We start from the raw sequence: 19,315 nt of genomic DNA on the forward strand, positions 1-19,315 counted from the left end.
CGCCAGGGAGCTGGCGTTCAGCTGCTCGACGCGATCACACGCGGCGTAATCAATATGACGAGCTCGCTTTTCGACCTGCGCCGCGCGTCGTGACGGAACAGCCAGCCGATCACCGGCAGTTTCGAGAGTCCCGGCACGCCGGTCGTGTCGTCTCGCTCGTCATCGGAATAAATGCCGCCAATCGCCACCGTGCCGCCGTTTTCCACCTCCACGCGCGTCTGAACATGCTTGGTGTGGATGGCCGGCCCGTTCGCCGTCTGCTCGCCGAGACTGTCTTTCGTGATGTCGAGATCGAGAATGACGTGGCCGTGCGGCGTGATCTGCGGCTCAACCTCCAGTTTGAGCGTTGCGCGCCGAAACTGCACGCCCGACATGCCGTTGCCGACCTTCGCCTGATACGGCACGTCCACGCCCTGCTCGACGACGGATTTCATCCGGTCCGCCGTCACGACACGCGGACGCGAGACGATTTGTCCGCGCCCTTCCGCCTCCAGCGCGCTCAGTTCGAGATTGAGCAGCCGGGTCGCCTGCGCGACGAACAACGTGAGCCCGGCGGTCGCCGCGTCGAAACCGTTGATCGGCCCCGCCGACAGATCGTATACCACACCCTCCTTGCCGCCCGCCAACCCGGTCGCGGGATCGTTCTGCGCCGCGACGCCCAGCTTGACGCCGAGATTGCGCGACAGCCCCGCCTCACCCTCCACGATCTTCGCTTCGATCATCACCTGCGGCGTCGGCTTGTCGATCAGGGCGATCAGCTCGGCGATCTGCTGCACGCGCGCGTCGAGGTCGGTGACGAAGAGCAGGTTCGTGCGCGCATCGGCGATGGCGGAGCCGCGCTTGGACAGCACGCGCTGACTGCCCGAGCCGGTCAGCATCTTGCGAAGGTCTTCCGCACGCGAATAGCGCAGCACGAACGTACGGCTCGCGAGCGGTTCGAGATCCGCGGCGCGCGCGTGCGCCTCGAAGCGCAGCTTCTCGCGCGCGGCGAGTTCGGCGAGCGGCGCGACCCAGATCACGTTGCCGTGCTGCTCCATCGCGAGACCGTGGACTTCGAGGAGCGTGTCGAACGCACGGCGCCACGGAACAGCGACGAGATTCATCGACACCTGTCCGCGTACCTTTTCGCTCGCGACGATGTTCAGGCCCGTGAAGCGCGCAAAAGCGTGCAGCGCGGCGCTGAGGTCGGCGTTTTTCAGATCGAGCGTGATCGGCTTGCCGTCGTCGTTTCCGTCATGCTTTGCGCGGCTCAATCGTTCGAGTGCCGGCAAGGGCACCGGCGGGCCTTCAAGCGCGTCCCCCGCTTCGGCCGCGGGCTTCGCGGGCGCGGCAGCGTCGGCGTTCTGGACGACGGGCGCATCCGGTACGGGCTGATCGACAGGCTGTGCTTCGAACGATGCAGGCAACGGCGGCAACGGCGCGACGATCGAATCGGCGCTTTCGGCTGCAAGCGTCATGTGCGCGAACAGCATGAAGGCCGCGCCCGTTCCCGCGAACCTGCGTGAAAGCTTCGCGAATTGGCTCACTTGCGATCCTCCGCGAACGTCAGCTTGCGCGCGTTGCCGTCGGTACGAGCGAGTTCGATTGCACCCGGTATGACGCGCCCGATCCATTCGTCGCCGATCTTCTGCCCCGGCGTGAAGCCGACGACGTCGCGTCCGCTCTGCAAAAGCGCCATCGCACGACGGCGCCCGACGAACGTGCCCACGAGCAGCATGTCGCCGCCCTGCACCGCCGCGTCCGCATTGCTGAACGGATCGACGACGAACGCGTTGGCGCGTGAGGCCGCGGCGCGCGATATCGCCGGCAGCGTCTCGAACACGCGCAGCGTCGCTTCGAGGGCGAGCGTGCCCTGCTGTCGCCTGATCTGCACGCTTTCGGGCACGACGAGCCGAGGCAGGCCGGCGAGCGCTTCAAGGAAGCGTCGCATCTCCGGGAAGGTGCCGTCCGCGCGCAGTTTGAGCGCGCGCTCCGGAATCGGCTCACTCCGCTTCGGTTCGCCGCCCTTGACCGCTACAGGCTCGATATCGGCGACGCGCAAGCCGCTCTGTGTGGCCAGATCCGCGATGGCGCGCAACGCGTCGGCGGCGCTCCAGTGCTCCGGCTCCATACGACCCGACGCCGCCCGCGCCCGTAAGTCCGGCAGATCCGCAGCGATGCGCCCGGCGTCCTGCACTTTCGCCGACGTCGCCGCCCACGCGACGCGGCTCGCTTCGAGCGGGTTCGCGTCCACTGTCCGCCAGGCTCGCAGACCGAGCACGAAGACGAGCACACTCAATGCAATCGCGACGCACATGGTCCGGCGCCACGACCATTCGGCGAGCGGCTGCAGGATAGAGGGCGCACCGCGCGCACGCGTCTTCATAGCGAAGTTCATCGGAATCGTGCTCATGGACGGTTCTCCTGCGCGACGGGACGCGTGGCGGTCAATATCGGATGCGCCTGATGCAACGCGGCTTCATCGCGCGAATGATCCGGCGCGTAACGCACGAGCGCGACGAACTCGAAATGCGCGGAACGCTCTCCCCCGGGAGTCGATGCGCCACGCCTGGCCGGAGCCGCCGGCTCCGCGCGCCGCTTCATTTCGATCACTTCCACCGCCTGCACGCCGCGCACGCGTTCCAGCCGCTTGAGCCATTGCGCGGCCGACTGCGAATCGGGAGCGAGCGCGGCAAGCTCGACCTCGTTCGTTCGCTGCGACACGCGTTGAAGCGCGACACCGCGTTGCAAGGGCGCGTCGGCGAGGGCTTCGAGCAGTGCGAGGAAGCGCTCGCGCGGCAAGGCCAACGGCTGCGCAGCCTCACGCGCGCGCCGGCGGTCCGATTCCGCGCGAACGAGCCGCGCATGTTCGTCGATCTGCGCGCCCGATGTGCGCAGCGACGCCTCCAGCGCCATGCGTCGCTCATCCAGACGGGCGCGCTCGAACGTATCCCAGCCGGCCACGGCGCCGACAGCCGCGCAGCCGGCCAGACTCATCGCGCCGAGCAGCGCAAGCCGCTGACGCCTCACTTCGCGGCGCTTTCGTGCGCGATACGGCAGAAGATTGAATCCATTGAGCATGGCGGCGCTCATTGCATCACCTCGCGCAAGGCCAGCCCGAACGCGGCCGCGAAGCGCGGCGAATGCCTGTGCGCAGCCGGGATGTCGGAGGCGCCGTTGCAGTACGGCGCGGCCTCGAAGGGCAGCGCGGGACAGCCGAAGGTCTTGCCCAGAACGGGGAGCGGAAGGCTCGCGTGCGTCATCAACTCGATCTGTCCGCCCACATAGATACAGTCGAGCGGCGCCTCCTGACCGGCGAGTTCGTGCAGCGCGTCGGCGATGCTCCGATGCTCCGGCGCCGGATATCGGACTTCGTTTTCGACTCCGCGCCTGCCGACGAGCCAGCCGTGCAACCCGGTGCTTTCCAGCCAGCAAACGAGATAGCGCGCGTCGGCGTCCAGTTCGACCGAACCGGCGTGGCGCATCGCGCGCAACGCGGCCGCCGCTTCGCCGTCGATGGCGGATAGCGCGATGCCCGCTTGCGCCGCCGTTTCGACGCGCGCCTCCACGTGCCGCCGCGCCGTGGCTGCGATCGCGACCTGCGCCTCGCCGTCCTCCCTGGCCTGCACGGACCAGTCCACGGCCAGCGCGCCGCGTTCGATTCCCGCCGCGCGCTCGGCTTCCACGAGCACGGCCGGTTCGAGCATGCCGCGCGGATCGCCGCCGATAGCGTCCGCGTGCTGCTCTTGGGTGTCGATCAGACGCGCGAGCGGAATCTGCATCGTGAGCGTCGCCGACGCGGGCAAGCCCATCGCGCAGCGCAGCGCCCGCCACGCGCCGCTTTCCGGCAGGCGCCCGATCGCCTCGCGCAACGCCGCGACGATAGCCGCGCGGTCGATGAAGTCGCCGTCGATCACCGCGCCGGACGGCAGCGCCACCGAATCCAGATGTTCGACGCACACCGCCGCGTTCGCTCGCAATCGCCTGCTCACGACCGCGAGCCGCACCGCGTCCTCGCCGACGTCGATCCCCGCCGCGTAGCGCCGCGTGATCGTCAGCATCGTGCCGCGCAGCGTGTTTTCCTTACTCATCAGCCACTCCTTCCATTCACTCGCGCACCGAACCGTTCGGCGCTCGACGTGGAAGGATTGTCGCGAGCGTGATCGGCGGCGAACACTCGGCCAAACGGCCAACGCTCACGATAGAAGGATGCTTACGTGCACGATCGCGCGTATCTTGAAGACAGCGGCAGGCGCACGTAAGCGACGTGCTGAAAGGCTTCAGAAAAGTCTCAAATCGGGACAGCTATAATCGCGTGACCGTTTTTGGTGGTGCCAATGCAATCCTCTTCCCCGTCCAACCCGTCGTCCACGCCGCCCGAGAGGCCCAACAAATCCAGGCGCCCGTGGTGGGCGCGGCTCATGCTCGGATTTTTCGTCAGCCTGTTCGCGCTCGTCGTCTGCGCGGGTCTCGTGCTCGGCTACGCGCTCGTCGTCGCGATGCCGAACCTGCCTTCCCTCGAAGCGCTCACTGATTACAAGCCTAAGGTGCCGCTGCGCATCTATACGGCGGATCACGTCCTGATCGGTGAATTCGGCGTGGAGCGACGCAGCGTCGTGCGCATCCAGGACGTGCCCGATCATCTGAAAAAAGCCGTGCTCGCCATCGAGGACTCGCGTTTCTACGATCACGGCGGCGTCGATCTCACCGGCATTCTGCGTGCGGGATCGGTCGCGCTGACCAACGGCCACGCGTCGCAAGGCGCGAGCACGATCACGATGCAGGTCGCGCGCAACTTCTTCCTGTCGAGCGAGAAGACCTACACGCGCAAGATTTACGAAATGCTGCTCGCGTACAAGATAGAGCGCGCGCTGACGAAGGATCAGATTCTCGAGGTCTATATGAATCAGATCTATCTCGGCCAACGCGCCTACGGTTTCGCGAGCGCGGCGCGAGTCTACTTCGGCAAGGATCTGAAGGACGTCACGCTCGCCGAGGCCGCGATGCTCGCGGGCCTGCCGAAGGCGCCGTCGGCGTATAACCCGGTCGTCAATCCGAAGCGCGCGAAAGTGCGGCAGGAGTACATCCTGCAACGCATGCGCGAGCTGAATTTCATCACTCAGGCCGATTTCGAGCAGGCCGTGAAGCAGCCGCTCGTCGTGAAGGGCCAGGACCGCGAGTTCAGCGTGCACGCCGAGTACGTCGCGGAAATGGTGCGTCAGATGATGTACGCGCAATATCGCGAGGAAGCGTACACGCGCGGCCTGAACGTCGTGACGACGATCGATTCCGCCGATCAGGACGCCGCCTATCGCGCGGTGCGCAAGGGCCTGATGGACTACGAGCATCGGCATGGTTATCGCGGGCCGGAAGGCTATATCGACCTGCCCTCGAACGCGGATGACCGCGAGCAGGCCATCGACGATGCGCTCGCCGAGCATCCCGACAACGGCGAGATCGTCGCGGCCGTGGTGACGTCGGCGAATCCGAAGGAAGTGAAGGCGAGCTTCATCGACGGCAATACGGCGACCATCACCGGCAGCGATCTGCGCTTCGTCCAGTACGCGCTGAGCTCGCGCGCGCAGCCGAATTCGCGCATCCGCCCGGGCGCGATCGTGCGTCTCGTGAAGGACGACGACGGCAATTGGGTCATCACGCAACTGCCGCAAGTCGAAGGCGCGCTCGTGTCGATGGTGCCGCAGGACGGCGCGATCCGGGCACTCGTCGGCGGCTTCGACTTCAACAAGAACAAGTTCAATCACGTCACGCAGGCATGGCGTCAGCCGGGTTCGAGCTTCAAGCCGTTCATCTATTCGGCATCGCTCGAGAAAGGTCTTTCCCCCGCGACGATCATCAACGATGGCCCGCTGTTCTTCAGCGCCGCCGAGACCGGCGGCCAGGCGTGGGAGCCGAAGAACTACGGCGGCGGCTTCGACGGGCCGATGTCGATGCGCTCCGCGCTGCAACGCTCGAAGAACATGGTGTCGATCCGCATCCTGAGTCATATCGGCACGAAATACGCGCAGCAGTACATCACGCACTTCGGTTTCGATGCGGACCGTCATCCCGCCTATCTGCCGATGGCGCTGGGCGCGGGCCTCGTCACGCCGTTGCAGATGGCGGCCGGCTATGCGGTGTTCGCGAACGGCGGTTATCGCGTGAATCCGTACCTGATCGCCGATATCACCGATCCGTACGGCCGCGTCGTATCGCACCCGCAACCGCTCGTCGCGCAGCAAACCGCGCCGCTCGCGATCACGCCGCGCAACGCGTTCGTGATGAACAGCCTTCTGCAGAGCGTCGCGCAGCACGGCACGGGAGCGAAAACGAATCAGTTGAAGCGCGGCGATCTCGCCGGCAAAACGGGCACGACGAACGATTCGCGCGATGCGTGGTTCGCCGGCTATCAGCGCACGCTCGTCGCGATTGCGTGGATCGGCTATGACAATCCGCGCAGCCTCGGCGACAAGGAAACCGGCGGCGGGCTCGCGTTGCCGGTATGGATGGATTACATGGGCAAGGCCCTTAAGGGCGTGCCCGAGTACAAGCCGATGATGCCGCCCGATATCACGTCGCTCGGCAACGAGCTGTACTTCGACGACATGACGCCGGGGCACGGCTTCGTCGCGACCATCGGCGTGAGTCAGGCGCCGCCGCAGGAAGGTGTGTCCGGTGTGACGACGACGGCGCCGACGCCCGAAGTCGGCGAACAGGAAAAGCAGGACATCATGAATCTGTTCAAGGGGCAATAACCACGCCCTTGCAACGTGTGAAGCGAGCGGACCACGCGGTCCGCCCGCTTTTTTTTATGCCTTGAACCGGATCGGCTCGCCGGCCTGTTCGCTCGAATATTTGCTCAGCGTGGCAAAGAATTCGCTGTTGTCGCGCGTGTCGCGCCAGGCGCCGTCTACGTACTTGTAATGGAAACCACCCGCCTTGGCCGCCAGCCAGATCTCATGTTTCGGCGGTTGCAGGTTCACGATCACCTTGGTGCGATTCTCGAACTCCAGCGTCAAAACATTGCCGCTGCGCTCGAATTCGATATCGGCCTCGGCGGCGTCCACCGAGCGCTCGATGGCGCTCAGCGCGGCCTCCGCCAGCGTCAGGTATTCCTGGTCTGTCATGCTAAACTCCATCGATTAAACGTATAGGGACGGTCATGCGAGTCGTTTTCAGGATGAGCGCGATTGTAGCGGCTTTGAGCATCGGCGCCGCAGCAACGATCACGCTCGGCGGTTGTGGGCAACGTGGTCCGCTTTATCTGCCGCAGGTACCTCCGCTACCGCAACGTCCCAACGATCTCCAGAATACGCCGCCTTCGAATGTCGCTCCGGGCAACGTTCCGGATACGTCGGGACAGCCCCTGTCGCTCTCGCCCGAGACCGACCTCAAGACCAGCCCCGACGCCACATCGGCGCCCAAAGCCGCGTCGTCCGCTTACTGATCCTCGATCCTTGATGCCTTCACGGGCGCATTTTCGATTCCACGCATGAGTGATTCCGCATTCCACTACGTCGACGGCGTGCTGCACGCTGAAGGCGTCTCAGCCGCGTCGCTCGCGGAGCAGTTCGGCACGCCGCTCTATGTCTATTCCCGCGATGCGCTGACGCGCGCCTATCACGCCTACGCCGATGCATGCGCGGGCCGTCGCGCGACGGTCCACGTCGCGGTGAAGGCGAACAGCAATCTCGCGGTGCTCAACGTGTTCGCGCGCATGGGCGCGGGCTTCGACATCGTGTCGTCGGGCGAACTCGCGCGGGTGCTCGCGGCGGGCGGCAAGGCGGAAAACACGGTGTTTTCGGGCGTCGGCAAATCGGCGGCGGAAATGCGCGAGGCGCTCGAAGCGGGCGTGAAGTGCTTCAACGTCGAGTCGATTCCCGAGTTGCACGCGTTGAACGAAGTCGCGACATCGCTCGGCAAGAAAGCGCCGGTTTCATTGCGCGTGAATCCCGATGTCGATGCGAAGACGCATCCGTACATCTCAACGGGCCTCAAATCGAACAAGTTCGGCGTCGCGTTCAGCGATGCCCGCGCGACCTACGCGCAAGCGCATGCGATGCCGAACCTCGATGTCGTCGGCATCGATTGCCACATCGGCTCGCAGATCACCGAGATCAGTCCGTATCTCGATGCCGTCGACAAGCTGCTCGAACTCGTCGAGCAGATCGAAGCGGACGGCATGAACATTCGCCACGTTGATGTGGGCGGCGGTCTAGGCATCACCTATGACGACGAAACGCCGCCCGATATCGGCGAGTTCGTGAAGACGGTGCTCGATCACATCGAGAAGCGCGGCCACGGTCAGCGTGAAGTGTATTTCGAGCCGGGACGTTCACTCGTCGGCAATGCCGGCGTGCTGTTGACGCGCGTCGAGTTTCTGAAGCCGGGCGAGGAAAAGAACTTTGCCATCGTCGATGCGGCGATGAACGATCTCGCACGTCCCGCGATGTACGAGGCGTTTCATCGCATCGTGCCGGTCGTGAAGCGCGACGCACAGGCGCACAAGTACGATGTCGTCGGTCCGGTGTGCGAGAGCGGCGACTGGCTCGGTCGCGACCGTGAACTGGCCATCGAACCGGGCGACCTGCTCGCGATCTGCTCCGCGGGCGCGTACGGCTTCGTGATGAGCTCGAACTACAACACGCGTCCGCGCGCGGCCGAAATCATGGTCGACGGCGAACGCGCGCGTCTCGTGCGCGAACGTGAAGAAGTGAAGCAGTTGTTCGCCGGGGAATCGGTTCTGCCGGACTGAAGCTTCGCGGGCTTCAACAAAAAGCGATGCCTCGGCATCGCTTTTTTTATGCGCGCCGTCGTGTCGTTCGCGTTCGAAGCCACGCGATCACGCGCCAGCCCAGCAACACGATCACGATCGAACCGTAGATCTTCGGCAGTTCGAAATCGTGCTTGCCCGCCTTCATCCACCAGAAATGCAGGATCGCGAGCGCGGCGATCAGATAGATCGCCCGATGCAAGGTCTGCCAGCGGCGGCCGAGCTTTCTCGCGATGGCTTTGGGCGACGTGACCGCAAGCGGAATCAGCAGCACGAACGCCGCGAAGCCGACCGTGATGAACGGCCGCTTGCCGATGTCCTTCAGCATCGCGGCGACATCGAACCATTTGTCGAACCAGATATATGTCGTGAAGTGCAGCACGGCGAAAAAGAAGGCGTACAGCCCGATCATCCGGCGAAAGCGCGCGAGTGCCGTGATGCCGGTCATGCGGCGCACCGGTGTGATCGCCAGCGTGATGCACAGATAGACGAGCGTCCAGAGGCCGGTCGAACGCGTGATGAATTCGATCGGATTTGCGCCCAGGCCGCCCGTCATGCCCAGCACCACGAGACGCGCGAGCGGAAACAGCATCGCGATGAACACGGCGACCTTCGCGGGAACAAGCCAGCGAATGCCCGCGTTTGCCCGCGCGCCTTTGATCTCGGAAACGGTCGGCATCGTTCAGAAGTTCTTCTTGAGATCCATGCCCTGATACAGCGACGCGACCTGGTCGCCGTAGCCGTTGAACATGAGCGTCTTGCGCTTCGGCGAAAAGAAGCCGTCCTCGCCGATGCGCCGCTCGGTCGCCTGACTCCAGCGCGGATGATCGACGTTCGGATTCACGTTCGAATAGAAGCCGTATTCGCTGGGCGCGTAAAGGTTCCAGCTTGTAGGCGGCTGCTTCTCGACGAAGCGGATCTTCACGAGCGACTTCGCGCTCTTGAAGCCGTACTTCCACGGCACGACCACGCGCACCGGCGCGCCGTTCTGGTTCGGCAGCACCTGGCCGTACAACCCGACGGTCAGGAGCGTGAGCGGATTCATCGCCTCGTCCATGCGCAGACCTTCCGAGTAGGGCCATTCGAGAATCGGCGTCGAGAGTCCCGGCATCTGCGACGGATCGGCGAGCGTGATGAACTGCACGTACTTCGCGCTGCCCGTCGGCTCAGCCCGCTTGATGAGCTCGGACAAGGACACGCCGATCCACGGAATCACCATCGACCAGCCTTCGACGCAGCGCAACCGGTACACACGCTCCTCGAGCGGCGCGAGCTTCAGGATGTCGTCGATGTCGTAGACCTTCGGGTTCTTGATCGCGCCTTCGACTGACACCTTCCACGGACGCGGACGCAGCGTGCCCGCGTGCTCGACGGGATCGCCCTTATCGGTGCCGAACTCGTAGAAGTTGTTATAGGTCGTGATGTCCTTGAACGACGTCGCCTTGTCCAGCGCGACGAACTTCGGATTGATTTTCGCCGCGAGCTTCTGGCCGTTGGCATCCGGCGACGTGAGCGTCGCGTGGGCGAGACCGCTCGCGCCGGCGAGTCCCGTCGCGGCGAACGCGCCGATCGAGCGCAGCGCGCGTCGACGATTCTCGAACACCTCGCGCGGCGTGATTTCATGACCCGCGATGTCGTCACCGTATAGCTGACGATTTCTTCTGATAAACATGTGCGCTCCTTCTATTGCGACGCGTAAGGCATCGCTGCTGAATGCTCATAGGTGGAAAACAGCAGTCTGGATGCCAGTATTCCACCGCAAAACGAAAAAAAACCGCCAGCGCGATGCATGGCGGTTTTTCACAGTCGGCTCAACCGATCAGAGCTTGCCGTAGCTATGCAACCCCGACAGGAACATGTTCACGCCGAGGAACGCGAACGTCGTGACGATCAGGCCAGTCAGCGCCCACCATGCCGCCGCCGCGCCACGCAGCCCCTTCATGAGGCGCATATGCAGCCACGCCGCGTAATTCAGCCATACGATCAGTGCCCACGTTTCCTTCGGGTCCCAGCTCCAGTAACCGCCCCAGGCTTCCGCGGCCCACAGCGCGCCGAGAATCGTCGCGATGGTGAAGAACGCGAAACCGACGGCGATCGACTTGTACATCACGTCGTCGAGGACTTCGAGGGACGGGAGGCGGTCCGCCATGAAGCCGCGCTGTTTCGCGAGATACGCGACGGAAACCATCGCCGAGAGCGCGAAGCTGCCATAACCGATGAAGTTCGCCGGCACGTGGATCTTCATCCACCAGCTTTGCAGCGCGGGCACGAGCGGTTGAATCTGCTGCGCGTCGCGAGCGATCGAATACCACATCAGGAATCCGACAGCCGCGCTGATCACGAGCAGCACGAACGCGCCCATCTGCCGCGTCGAATAGTGCTGTTCGTAGTAGAGATAGAAGAGCGCCGTGATCAGGCAGAACAGCACGAACACTTCATACAGATTCGAGATCGGAATATGGCCGACGTCCGAGCCGATCATGTACGACTCGTACCAGCGCACCATCAGACCGGTGAAGCCCATCAGCACCGCGACCCACGTCATGCGCGAGCCGATCGCGCCGCCGGTCTGCGAGCGCGTCACCAGACCGATCCAGTAAAAGAGCGTCGCGAGGATGAAAAGCGCGCTCATCCATAGAATCGCGGATTGGCTGGACAGGAAGTATTTGAGGAAGAAGTTGGTGTCGGCGCGCGCCAGATCGTGCTGGTAAAGCTGGATCGACGACAGCGCGAGCACTGCGATCATCGCGATCAGCAGGCGAACCGGTTTCCAGCGCCATCCCAGCACGACGAACGTAGGCACCGCGCCGACCAGCACCGCCGTGTCGTACACGTCCATGTATGCGTGATAGCGGTTCAGCGCGAAACCCGCGCCTGCGACCATCGCGAGGGCGAAGAGCCAGTCGATCGGCGTCAGCCGGCGCAGGAACGGACGATCGTCGAACACGGCGACATCGGGAAGGCCCGATGCCGGACGTTCCGTTTTGGCGGAGGCGTGTGAGGAAGTCTGTGTGAGGTCCATGATCTTACCGTGTCGAAACTTCCGAGCTCGGAGTCTCGGATTGCGAGTGCGGGGGCGCACTGGATGCCGGGGACGGATCGGCCGGTTCTGCCGGCTTCGCGTCGAGCGCCGTCGCGATCTGCGCGCGCGTGCGTACGAACTCCTTCTCGAAATCGAACGTCCGGCGCGCCGTGGACATTGCCATCAGCACGCTGGCGCCGCCCTGTCCTGCATCTTTGAGCCAGAACCAGAGCCGGCGTTCGCGGACGTAGAACATCGAGAAAATCCCGACCACCAGCAGAAGGCTGCCAAGATACACCAGATTTTTACCCGGCGCGCGCGTCAACTGGAATACCGAAGCTTGCACCTGCCTGAAGTTGTCCAGTTGCAGAAAGACGGGCGAACCGTACAGAAAGCTGTCGGAAAGCGCGTTGATGGACGCCTGAACGAACGCGGAGTTCTTGTCATCCACTTTAGCGTCGGGCTGGCCGTTTTGCTCTCGGGAAATCTGCCATACGTCCCACATCGCGCCTTCGAGCATGCGCATCAAAAGGCCCGCGGCTTTTTCCTGCTCACCCTTCGGCACCGAGCGGTCGATGAACGTCGCGATGCTCTGAAAGCCGCCAATCATCTGGGGATTCGTCGTCGCCTTGCCTGTTTCGTCAACGCCGGCGAAGAGATTCAGCACGCGAACCGCGCTTTCTTCCAGATGTTCCTGCAATTCGCGGTTTTCCTGCGGTACCGAGCGCAACGCGAAACGATGCGCGGCTGCGGCGCGCGTCGCGGGCGTGGCAAGCGCGGCGCGCAGGTCCATCCACTGTTTGATCGTGCCCTGTTCGTCGGCGGGAATGCGCAAGTAGCGGAATGGATCGTTCGGGCTCACGCGCATGCCCGCGAGGAACATGCGCTGCCCGCTCACGTCGACCGGCAGCATGTAATTGCTGTACTCGCGCGCCTGACCGTCCGTACCCCGCACCTTGTATTGCACCGAAGGGCCGATGTTGCGTAGATCCGTCGGCTTCGAGGTCTTCGCGCCGGAGCCGAGACGCTCGTCGAACGCGTCGCGCAGCGTTTCCTGCTTGCCGACGCCGCGCGCGTCCGGCGCGCCGCCGCCGTCTGTCATGTTCTCGACGTTGATCGCGCGGAAATCCGTGAACTCGACGGTTTCACCCTGCGCGCCGGTGAACTGCGTGCCGATGGGCGACGTGCCGCCGATCGTGCCGTTGAAAGGCTCGGTCTTCGCGCTGCCGCCGGCCATCGGCCACGCGGTCATTTCGAGCTTCGAGCCGCCGTCCTGAAAGCTCGACTGATAGATCGAGATGCCGTCGTACGTGAACGGCTTGTTCACCTCGACGCGCGCCGGAATGCGCTTGCCCGTCTTGTGATCGATCACGACGATGTCGCTCGCGAAGAGCTTCGGCATGCCGGTCGAGTAGTAATCGACGATGAACTTGTTCAACTGAATCGAGAAGGGCAGATCCTGAATGATCGAGCCGTCCTGCTGATTCAGGATCGCCGTGCCGACGTTTTGCCCTTCCGGCACCCACGCGTAGCCGCGGAAAGTCGGGTTCGACGTCGAAAGACGATGCTCGCGCGGAATGTCGTTGATGACGGCGTTGCTGTTGATCGGCGTCTTGTTGAACATCCACATCTGCAATTTGATGGGCAGATTGCTGTCGAGCAGCCCTCCGATACAGATCACGACGATCGCGACGTGCGCCGAGATATAGCCGATCTTCGTCATCGCGCCGCGCTTGCCGGCGATGAGCGTCGCGCCGTTGTCGGTCTGGCGCGTGACGGTGCGGTAGCCCATCTTCGCGGCGAGCCGCTCGAGCGTCGCGGCTGTCTGCGCGCGGTTCGTCGAAACCGTGAATTCGCCCTTGTGATGGAATGCGCGCAGGCCGCCTTCATGCACGCGATCCTTCCAGCTCTTGAGGTCCGCGATCATCTTCGGGCTATTGCGCACGACGCACAGCGACACCGAAATCACGAGGAAGATCAGGATGAGCATGAACCACCACGCGCTGTACACGTTGTAGAGGCTCAGGCCGCGGAAGATGTCGGCCCAGAACGGACCGAACTGATTCACGTAGTTGGGATACGGGTCTTCTTGCGTGAGCACCGTACCGATGATGCTCGCGATCGCCAGAATGACGAGCAACGCGATGGCGAAGCGCATCGAACTGACGAGTTCGACGAAATGCCGGATGGCCCGACGGGCCGACTTCGACTGCAAACTCGATGTGGTGACGCTCATTCAAACTCCGGCTGGACAGCAAAAAAGGGTGGAGACGCTGGCGGTCTCATCGACCGACGTCCCACCCTTTTCTTGTTCTCGCGCCGGCCTTCTCGGATCTTCCCGGGACCGGCTTCGTAGTATGGGCGATTCCCGCGATTGCCGCCGGGAACCGCTGGACGCTGACTGCTGCGCGCTTAATGCAAGCCGGCGATGTAGTCGGCAACCGCCTTCATCTCCGCTTCGTTCAGGCGCGAGGAAATCTGGTGCATCGGCTCACTGTTGGCGCGTTGTCCCGATGCGAAGGCGTTCAACTGTGCCACCGTGTAGTCGCCCCACTGCCACGACAGCCGCGGATACTGCACCGGAATGCCCATGCCGGTCGCACCGTGGCAAGCCGCGCACGCTGGCACGCCCTTGTCCGCGATGCCGCCGCGGTAAATTTTCTGACCCAGCGCGACGTCGTTCTTGTCACGCGCGTAGTTCGGCTTGGCATTCTGCGACGCGAAATACGCCGCGACGTTCACCATGTCCTGATCCGACAGCGCGCCCGCAATGCCCGCCATGATCGGATTGTTGCGCGCCGGCGCCTTCGCGCCCGGCTGCGTCTTGTAATCCTTCAACTGCTTGACGATGTATTCGGCGTGCTGCCCCGCGAGTTTCGGAAACGCGGCGCCGGCGCTGTTGCCGTCCGCTGCGTGACACGCCGCGCACACCTGGGTCGCGATGGCCTGGCCTCGCGCCACATCCGGCTTCGCCGCTTGGGCAGGCTCCGCCGCATTCACCGACACCGCTAGTCCACTCAAACCCGCACCGAAAGCCGCCGCTGCTCGAATCACCACCAGAGACCTGTACAGTCGGTTCATTCGCGTACCCTGTTTTTCGTCTTGTGAGAATGTGAGGTTCTGCAAAAAACGACGGCGACCGATTATCGCCGCAAGATACCCGAACTCGCTGAACGAAGAGGCTCAAAAAGTGCCCCGAAAACTGTCTCGCTCCTCTGTGGGTGCCGCCTGCGGCCTGGGTCTTGCGTGCCCGTGCTGGTCTTTAAAAATCCGTCGTATTGTACAATAACCCGCTCCACGCAAAGACGCCAGTCGGGGCATGCCCAGTATTTGCCGGGTTCTCAAGGCTTGAAGTTTTCGCAGCTCTTTCGATTGGGCCCGCCATGTCATTTCTGCTTCACCAATCCCGCTTCTTCACGACCGTCAATCATTTGCGCGATCTGCCGCCGACGCCGCAGCCCGAAATCGCGTTCGGGGGACGCTCGAACGCTGGAAAATCGACGGCCATCAACATTCTGTGCAACCAGAAGCGGCTCGCGTTCGCCAGTAAGACGCCGGGACGCACGCAGCACATCAACTACTTCTCCGTAGGGCCGGAAGCCGCGCCGACCGGCTATCTCGTCGATCTTCCCGGCTACGGTTACGCCGAAGTGCCGGGCGCCGCGAAGGAGCACTGGCAGCGTCTGTTGTCGACTTACCTCCAGAGCCGAGCTCAACTACGCGGCATGATCCTGATGATGGATTCGCGCCGGCCGCTTACCGACCTCGATCGCATCATGATCGACTGGTTCGCGCCGACCGGAAAGCCGATTCACGCGCTGCTCACAAAATGCGACAAATTGACGCGACAGGAGATGACCAACGCCCTGCGCGCGACGAAGAAGTCGCTGGCCGAATACAAGGATGCGGGCTATCGCGGCGAACTCACGGTGCAACTCTTCTCCGCGCTCAAGCGCACTGGACTCGAAGAAGCGCACGAACAGATCGAGAGCTGGCTGATGCCCGGGGAAGCCGGCGAGAACGCGTCACAAGACGCAGCCGGATGAAACGTCGCGAGCACGCGGCGGCATAAAAAAACCCGCCGCATGACGGCGGGTTAACAGCCTAATCGAACATCGACAGGCACCCGCTCAGGGAGGAGAAGCGGGGAGTCCGGCGGCAAGCGCCTCGCTCGATCGGTATGATATACCATTGTCTCAAAACGGTTTCAGACGCGTCCAAGTGCTTGTTCGGCAAGGATTTACGCATTTCAGAAAGCCGTTTTTTCGATCTCCCGAAGACCATTCCAATTCGAGTCAAGACATGAGCTTCTACCCCCACCATCGCCCGCGCCGGATGCGCCGGGATGACTTCTCACGCCGTCTGATGCGCGAGAACCTCCTCACGACGAACGACCTCATTTATCCGGTGTTCATCGTCGAAGGGACGAATGTGCGCCAAGCGGTGCCGTCGATGCCGGGCGTCGAGCGCACATCCGTCGATCTCCTCATGAAGGTCGCCGAGCAGTGCGTCGAACTGGGTGTGCCGGTGCTGTCGCTCTTTCCGGCGATCGAGCCGTCGATCAAAACGCCGGATGGCCGCGAAGCCACGAATCCGGAAGGTCTTATTCCGCGCGCCGTGCGCGAGCTGAAAAAAAACTTCCCGATGCTCGGCGTGCTGACGGACGTCGCGCTCGATCCGTACACGAGCCACGGCCAGGACGGCGTGCTCGACGAGGAAGGCTACGTGAAGAACGACGAAACGAGCGAAATTCTCGTCGAGCAGGCGCGCACGCAGGCGGAAGCGGGTGTCGATATCGTGGCGCCGTCGGACATGATGGACGGTCGCATCGGTGCGATCCGCGAGATGCTCGAAAGTGAGAACCACATCCACACGCGCATCATGGCGTACGCGGCGAAGTACGCGTCGGCCTTCTACGGCCCGTTCCGCGACGCAGTCGGCTCGGCCGCGAATCTCGGCAAGGGCAACAAAATGACGTATCAGATGGACCCGGCCAACTCCGATGAAGCGATGCGCGAAGTGCGCATGGACATCGAGGAAGGCGCGGACATGGTGATGGTCAAGCCGGGCATGCCGTATCTCGACATCGTGCGCCGCGTGAAGGACGAATTCCGCTTCCCGACGTACGCGTATCAGGTCAGCGGCGAGTACGCGATGATCAAGGCCGCGTCGCAAAACGGCTGGATCGACCACGACAAGGTGATGATGGAAGCGCTGCTCGCGTTCAAACGCGCGGGCGCGGATGGCGTGCTGACGTATTTCGCGCTGGATGCGGCGCGGATTCTGCGGGCGTCGAAGTGAGTCTCTGAGTGGCGATATGAAGAGGGCGATGCTCGATGCATCGCCCTTTTTTTATCCGTTCGACGTCCCGACCCGGTCGAGACTCTTCAGGAAAGTATCGGCCGATTCGTACCCGACCACGCGGGCGACTTCGTTGCCTTGCGCATCGAAGAAGATGATGCCCGGCGGCCCGAAAAGCTTGAAGCGCTTGAGAAGCGCCTGGTCGTCCGCGTTGTTGGCGGTCACGTCGGCGCGCAGAAGATTCAACTGCGCGAGCCGCGCTTGCACGCGGGAATCGGAGAAAGTCAGCTTCTCCATCTCCTTGCAGGAGACGCACCAATCGGCGTAGAAGTCGAGCATCGCAGGTCGCGCGGCGGCCTTCACGGCGGAATCCAGCTCCGCCGACGAACGCACCAGCGCGAACGTGGGTCCTTCCGCTTGCGCATTCGCAGACGCGGACGACGCGCCTCGGGAAGCGAGGACCGCGAGCGGACGCAGCGGATCCGTCGAACCCGCAGCAAGGCCGACGAGCAGCGTCGCGGCCCAGACCGCGAACGCCGCGGCGAGCCCGCGTCCGAGTCGTTTCCAGACGCCGACAGGCGTCGACGTGCCCGACGAGAACAATCCGAGCGATGCAGCCGCGATCAAAAGCCACAACGCCACGAGCAGCATCTGCGCGACACCGCCGATAACCGGCCACACGATCCACAGCGCGGCCGCGAGCAGGACCACGCCGAAGAACACCTTCACGCCGTCCATCCAGGCGCCCGCGCGAGGCAGGACCGATCCCGCGCCCAAGCCGATGATCAAAAGCGGCACGCCTAGCCCGATACCCATCGCGAAAAGCGCCGCGCCGCCGAGCACGGCGTTGCCGGTATGCGCGATGAATGCGAGCACCGCGAAAAGCGGCGCTGTCATGCACGCGCCGACGACGAGCGCGGATAACGCGCCCATCACCGCCACCGCCGCAAACTTGCCGCCGCTGCGCTTCTGCGACGCCTCGTTCACACCGCTTTGCCAGCGTTCGGGCAACGCGATATCGACGCCTGAAATCAGCGCGACTGCAAACGCCGCGAGCAGCAGGCCGAACGCGCCGAGCACCCAGGGATTCTGCAACCACGCGCCGAGGCTTTGTCCGATCAGCGCGGCAACGATACCGAGCACCGTGTAGACGAGCGCCATGCCGATCACATACGAAACCGACAGCGCGAACCCGCGCGAACGCGTTACGCGCGCGCCCTCTCCGACGATGATCGCGGACAGAATCGGAATCATCGGATACGAGCACGGCAAGAGGCTCAGCACCATGCCGGCCAGAAAATACATGCCGACGACCGTGAGGAATCCGCCGCCTTCGAGCATGGACTGCGCGTAGTCCGCGCTCGTTGCGCGCTCGAACCACGAACTGTCCGTGTCTGCCTTGGGGCCAGTCGGCGCGACGCCTGCCGGTTGCAGCGCGTCGCCTCTGACACGGTAGGTCTTCTCCATCGGCGGATAGCAGATGCCCTGATCCGCGCATCCTTGCGACGTCACCGCGAGTTCGAAAGGACCCTTTGCCTGCATGACGGGAATGCGGATGTGCAACTCTCCGCGATAGGTCTCGACGTCCTTGTTGAACGTCTGATCGAAGTGGACTTTGCCCGCCGGCAGTTGCGCAGCGCCGATGGTCGCATCGCCGCTCTTCACGGCGAACGCGAAGCGCTCACGGTACATGTAGTAGCCGTCGGCGATCTTGTAGCGCACGTCCACTTCGCCGGGCTTCTCCGATGCGCTGAACCTGAACGCGACATCGGGATCGAGGAAATCGTCCGCTGCGCGCGCGGCGCCCGACAGCAATGCGAACGCTGCCAGAAACAGGAACGCGCCGAAGAATCGCCGCGCGAAAAGACGGGAAAACTCACACATGAAGAGGGCGCTGCGTTTCTGCGTTGACCCACTGACCGTAGCCGGGCGATGCGTTCACCTGCCAGACGAGGATTTCGGGTGTTTCGTACGGATGCCGAGCCTCGACGAAGCGCTGCAACTCTTCGCTGCGCGCGATGCTCGTCTTGAACAACAACTGCACTTCCTGCGACGACTCCAGCGCGCCCTTCCAGTGATACTGCGAGGACACCGCGCCGAGGCTCGTCACGCACGCGGCGAGCCGCGCGTCCAGCGCAGCCTGCGCGAGCGCATCGGCCGCGGCGGCGTCAGGCAGCGTGGAAAGAATCAAAACGACAGGAACGTTCACGCGGTACTCCAAAAACGGCAGACTAGCCATCTAT

The 19,315-nt window shown here is 63.5% G+C and carries 17 protein-coding genes; 5 read left to right on the plus strand and 12 right to left on the minus strand.

Going from position 1 to position 19,315, the window contains the following annotated elements; all coding sequences use genetic code 11:
* Positions 1–17: 17 nt before the first annotated feature.
* The 4 genes from NCT32_RS12525 to pilM are packed head-to-tail and all read right to left on the minus strand — an operon-like array spanning position 18 to position 4,070.
* Positions 18–1,472 (minus strand): type IV pilus secretin PilQ, encoded by a 1,455-nt coding sequence (locus NCT32_RS12525; RefSeq protein ID WP_250490385.1) that lies wholly within the window; start codon positions 1,470–1,472, stop codon positions 18–20.
* Positions 1,473–1,522: 50 nt separating this feature from the next.
* Positions 1,523–2,392 carry a type 4a pilus biogenesis protein PilO gene (gene pilO / locus NCT32_RS12530; RefSeq protein ID WP_250477159.1) on the minus strand — a complete coding sequence of 290 codons (870 nt, stop codon included), beginning with the start codon at positions 2,390–2,392 and terminating at the stop codon, positions 1,523–1,525.
* Positions 2,389–3,072 (minus strand): PilN domain-containing protein, encoded by a 684-nt coding sequence (locus NCT32_RS12535; protein ID WP_250490381.1) that lies wholly within the window; start codon positions 3,070–3,072, stop codon positions 2,389–2,391. The genes pilO and NCT32_RS12535 overlap by 4 nt, the downstream gene beginning before the upstream one ends.
* Positions 3,069–4,070, minus strand: a complete 1,002-nt coding sequence (gene pilM / locus NCT32_RS12540) for a type IV pilus biogenesis protein PilM (protein ID WP_250490382.1) — start codon at positions 4,068–4,070, stop codon at positions 3,069–3,071. The genes NCT32_RS12535 and pilM overlap by 4 nt, the downstream gene beginning before the upstream one ends.
* 246 nt (positions 4,071–4,316) lie before the next feature.
* Between pilM and NCT32_RS12545 the strand changes: the two genes are divergently transcribed.
* On the plus strand, positions 4,317–6,731 hold the full coding sequence (locus NCT32_RS12545; RefSeq protein WP_061120206.1) for a penicillin-binding protein 1A: 2,415 nt from the start codon (positions 4,317–4,319) through the stop codon (positions 6,729–6,731).
* 54 nt (positions 6,732–6,785) lie between these two features.
* On the opposite strand, the gene cyaY is transcribed toward NCT32_RS12545, so the two are convergent.
* Positions 6,786–7,103: an iron donor protein CyaY gene (cyaY, locus tag NCT32_RS12550; RefSeq protein ID WP_061120207.1), complete on the minus strand. Its 318-nt coding sequence runs from the start codon at positions 7,101–7,103 to the stop codon at positions 6,786–6,788.
* A 35-nt stretch (positions 7,104–7,138) separates the two neighbouring features.
* Between cyaY and lptM the strand changes: the two genes are divergently transcribed.
* Together lptM and lysA are read left to right on the plus strand one after the other, a co-directional pair.
* Positions 7,139–7,423, plus strand: coding sequence for an LPS translocon maturation chaperone LptM (gene lptM, locus NCT32_RS12555; RefSeq protein WP_061120208.1), 285 nt, complete (start codon positions 7,139–7,141; stop codon positions 7,421–7,423).
* A gap of 45 nt (positions 7,424–7,468) precedes the next feature.
* Entirely contained in the window at positions 7,469–8,731 is a 1,263-nt protein-coding gene (lysA, locus tag NCT32_RS12560) for a diaminopimelate decarboxylase (protein ID WP_061120209.1), read from the plus strand.
* A 46-nt stretch (positions 8,732–8,777) separates the two neighbouring features.
* On the opposite strand, the gene msrQ is transcribed toward lysA, so the two are convergent.
* The 5 genes from msrQ to NCT32_RS12585 all read right to left on the minus strand — a co-directional run bounded on the left by msrQ (position 8,778) and on the right by NCT32_RS12585 (position 14,852).
* Positions 8,778–9,428, minus strand: coding sequence for a protein-methionine-sulfoxide reductase heme-binding subunit MsrQ (gene msrQ / locus NCT32_RS12565; RefSeq protein WP_250477163.1), 651 nt, complete (start codon positions 9,426–9,428; stop codon positions 8,778–8,780).
* A 3-nt stretch (positions 9,429–9,431) separates the two neighbouring features.
* Positions 9,432–10,421 carry a protein-methionine-sulfoxide reductase catalytic subunit MsrP gene (gene msrP, locus NCT32_RS12570; RefSeq protein WP_061120211.1) on the minus strand — a complete coding sequence of 330 codons (990 nt, stop codon included), beginning with the start codon at positions 10,419–10,421 and terminating at the stop codon, positions 9,432–9,434.
* A gap of 147 nt (positions 10,422–10,568) precedes the next feature.
* Positions 10,569–11,771, minus strand: coding sequence for a c-type cytochrome biogenesis protein CcsB (gene ccsB, locus NCT32_RS12575; RefSeq protein ID WP_061120212.1), 1,203 nt, complete (start codon positions 11,769–11,771; stop codon positions 10,569–10,571).
* Positions 11,772–11,775: 4 nt separating this feature from the next.
* A complete protein-coding gene (locus NCT32_RS12580; RefSeq protein ID WP_250490383.1) occupies positions 11,776–14,007 on the minus strand; it encodes a cytochrome c biogenesis protein ResB in 2,232 nt (743 codons plus the stop codon).
* Between the two features lie 176 nt (positions 14,008–14,183).
* Entirely contained in the window at positions 14,184–14,852 is a 669-nt protein-coding gene (locus NCT32_RS12585; RefSeq protein ID WP_061120214.1) for a cytochrome c, read from the minus strand.
* 302 nt (positions 14,853–15,154) lie between these two features.
* Here NCT32_RS12585 and yihA point away from each other — a divergent pair, with 302 nt between their 5' ends.
* Positions 15,155–15,817, plus strand: coding sequence for a ribosome biogenesis GTP-binding protein YihA/YsxC (yihA, locus tag NCT32_RS12590; RefSeq protein ID WP_061120215.1), 663 nt, complete (start codon positions 15,155–15,157; stop codon positions 15,815–15,817).
* Between the two features lie 256 nt (positions 15,818–16,073).
* The gene (gene hemB / locus NCT32_RS12595) at positions 16,074–17,072 is read left to right on the plus strand and encodes a porphobilinogen synthase (RefSeq protein ID WP_061120216.1); all 999 of its coding nucleotides are present in this window, start codon (positions 16,074–16,076) and stop codon (positions 17,070–17,072) included.
* A 51-nt stretch (positions 17,073–17,123) separates the two neighbouring features.
* Here hemB and dsbD read toward each other — a convergent pair whose 3' ends face one another.
* Positions 17,124–18,956 carry a protein-disulfide reductase DsbD gene (gene dsbD, locus NCT32_RS12600; RefSeq protein WP_061120217.1) on the minus strand — a complete coding sequence of 611 codons (1,833 nt, stop codon included), beginning with the start codon at positions 18,954–18,956 and terminating at the stop codon, positions 17,124–17,126.
* On the minus strand, positions 18,949–19,281 hold the full coding sequence (cutA, locus tag NCT32_RS12605) for a divalent-cation tolerance protein CutA (protein ID WP_061120236.1): 333 nt from the start codon (positions 19,279–19,281) through the stop codon (positions 18,949–18,951). Before cutA ends, dsbD begins: the two co-directional genes overlap by 8 nt.
* Positions 19,282–19,315: the final 34 nt, after the last annotated feature.

The organism is Caballeronia sp. INML2, assembly GCF_023631365.1.
GTDB classification, from domain to species: Bacteria; Pseudomonadota; Gammaproteobacteria; order Burkholderiales; family Burkholderiaceae; genus Caballeronia; species Caballeronia turbans.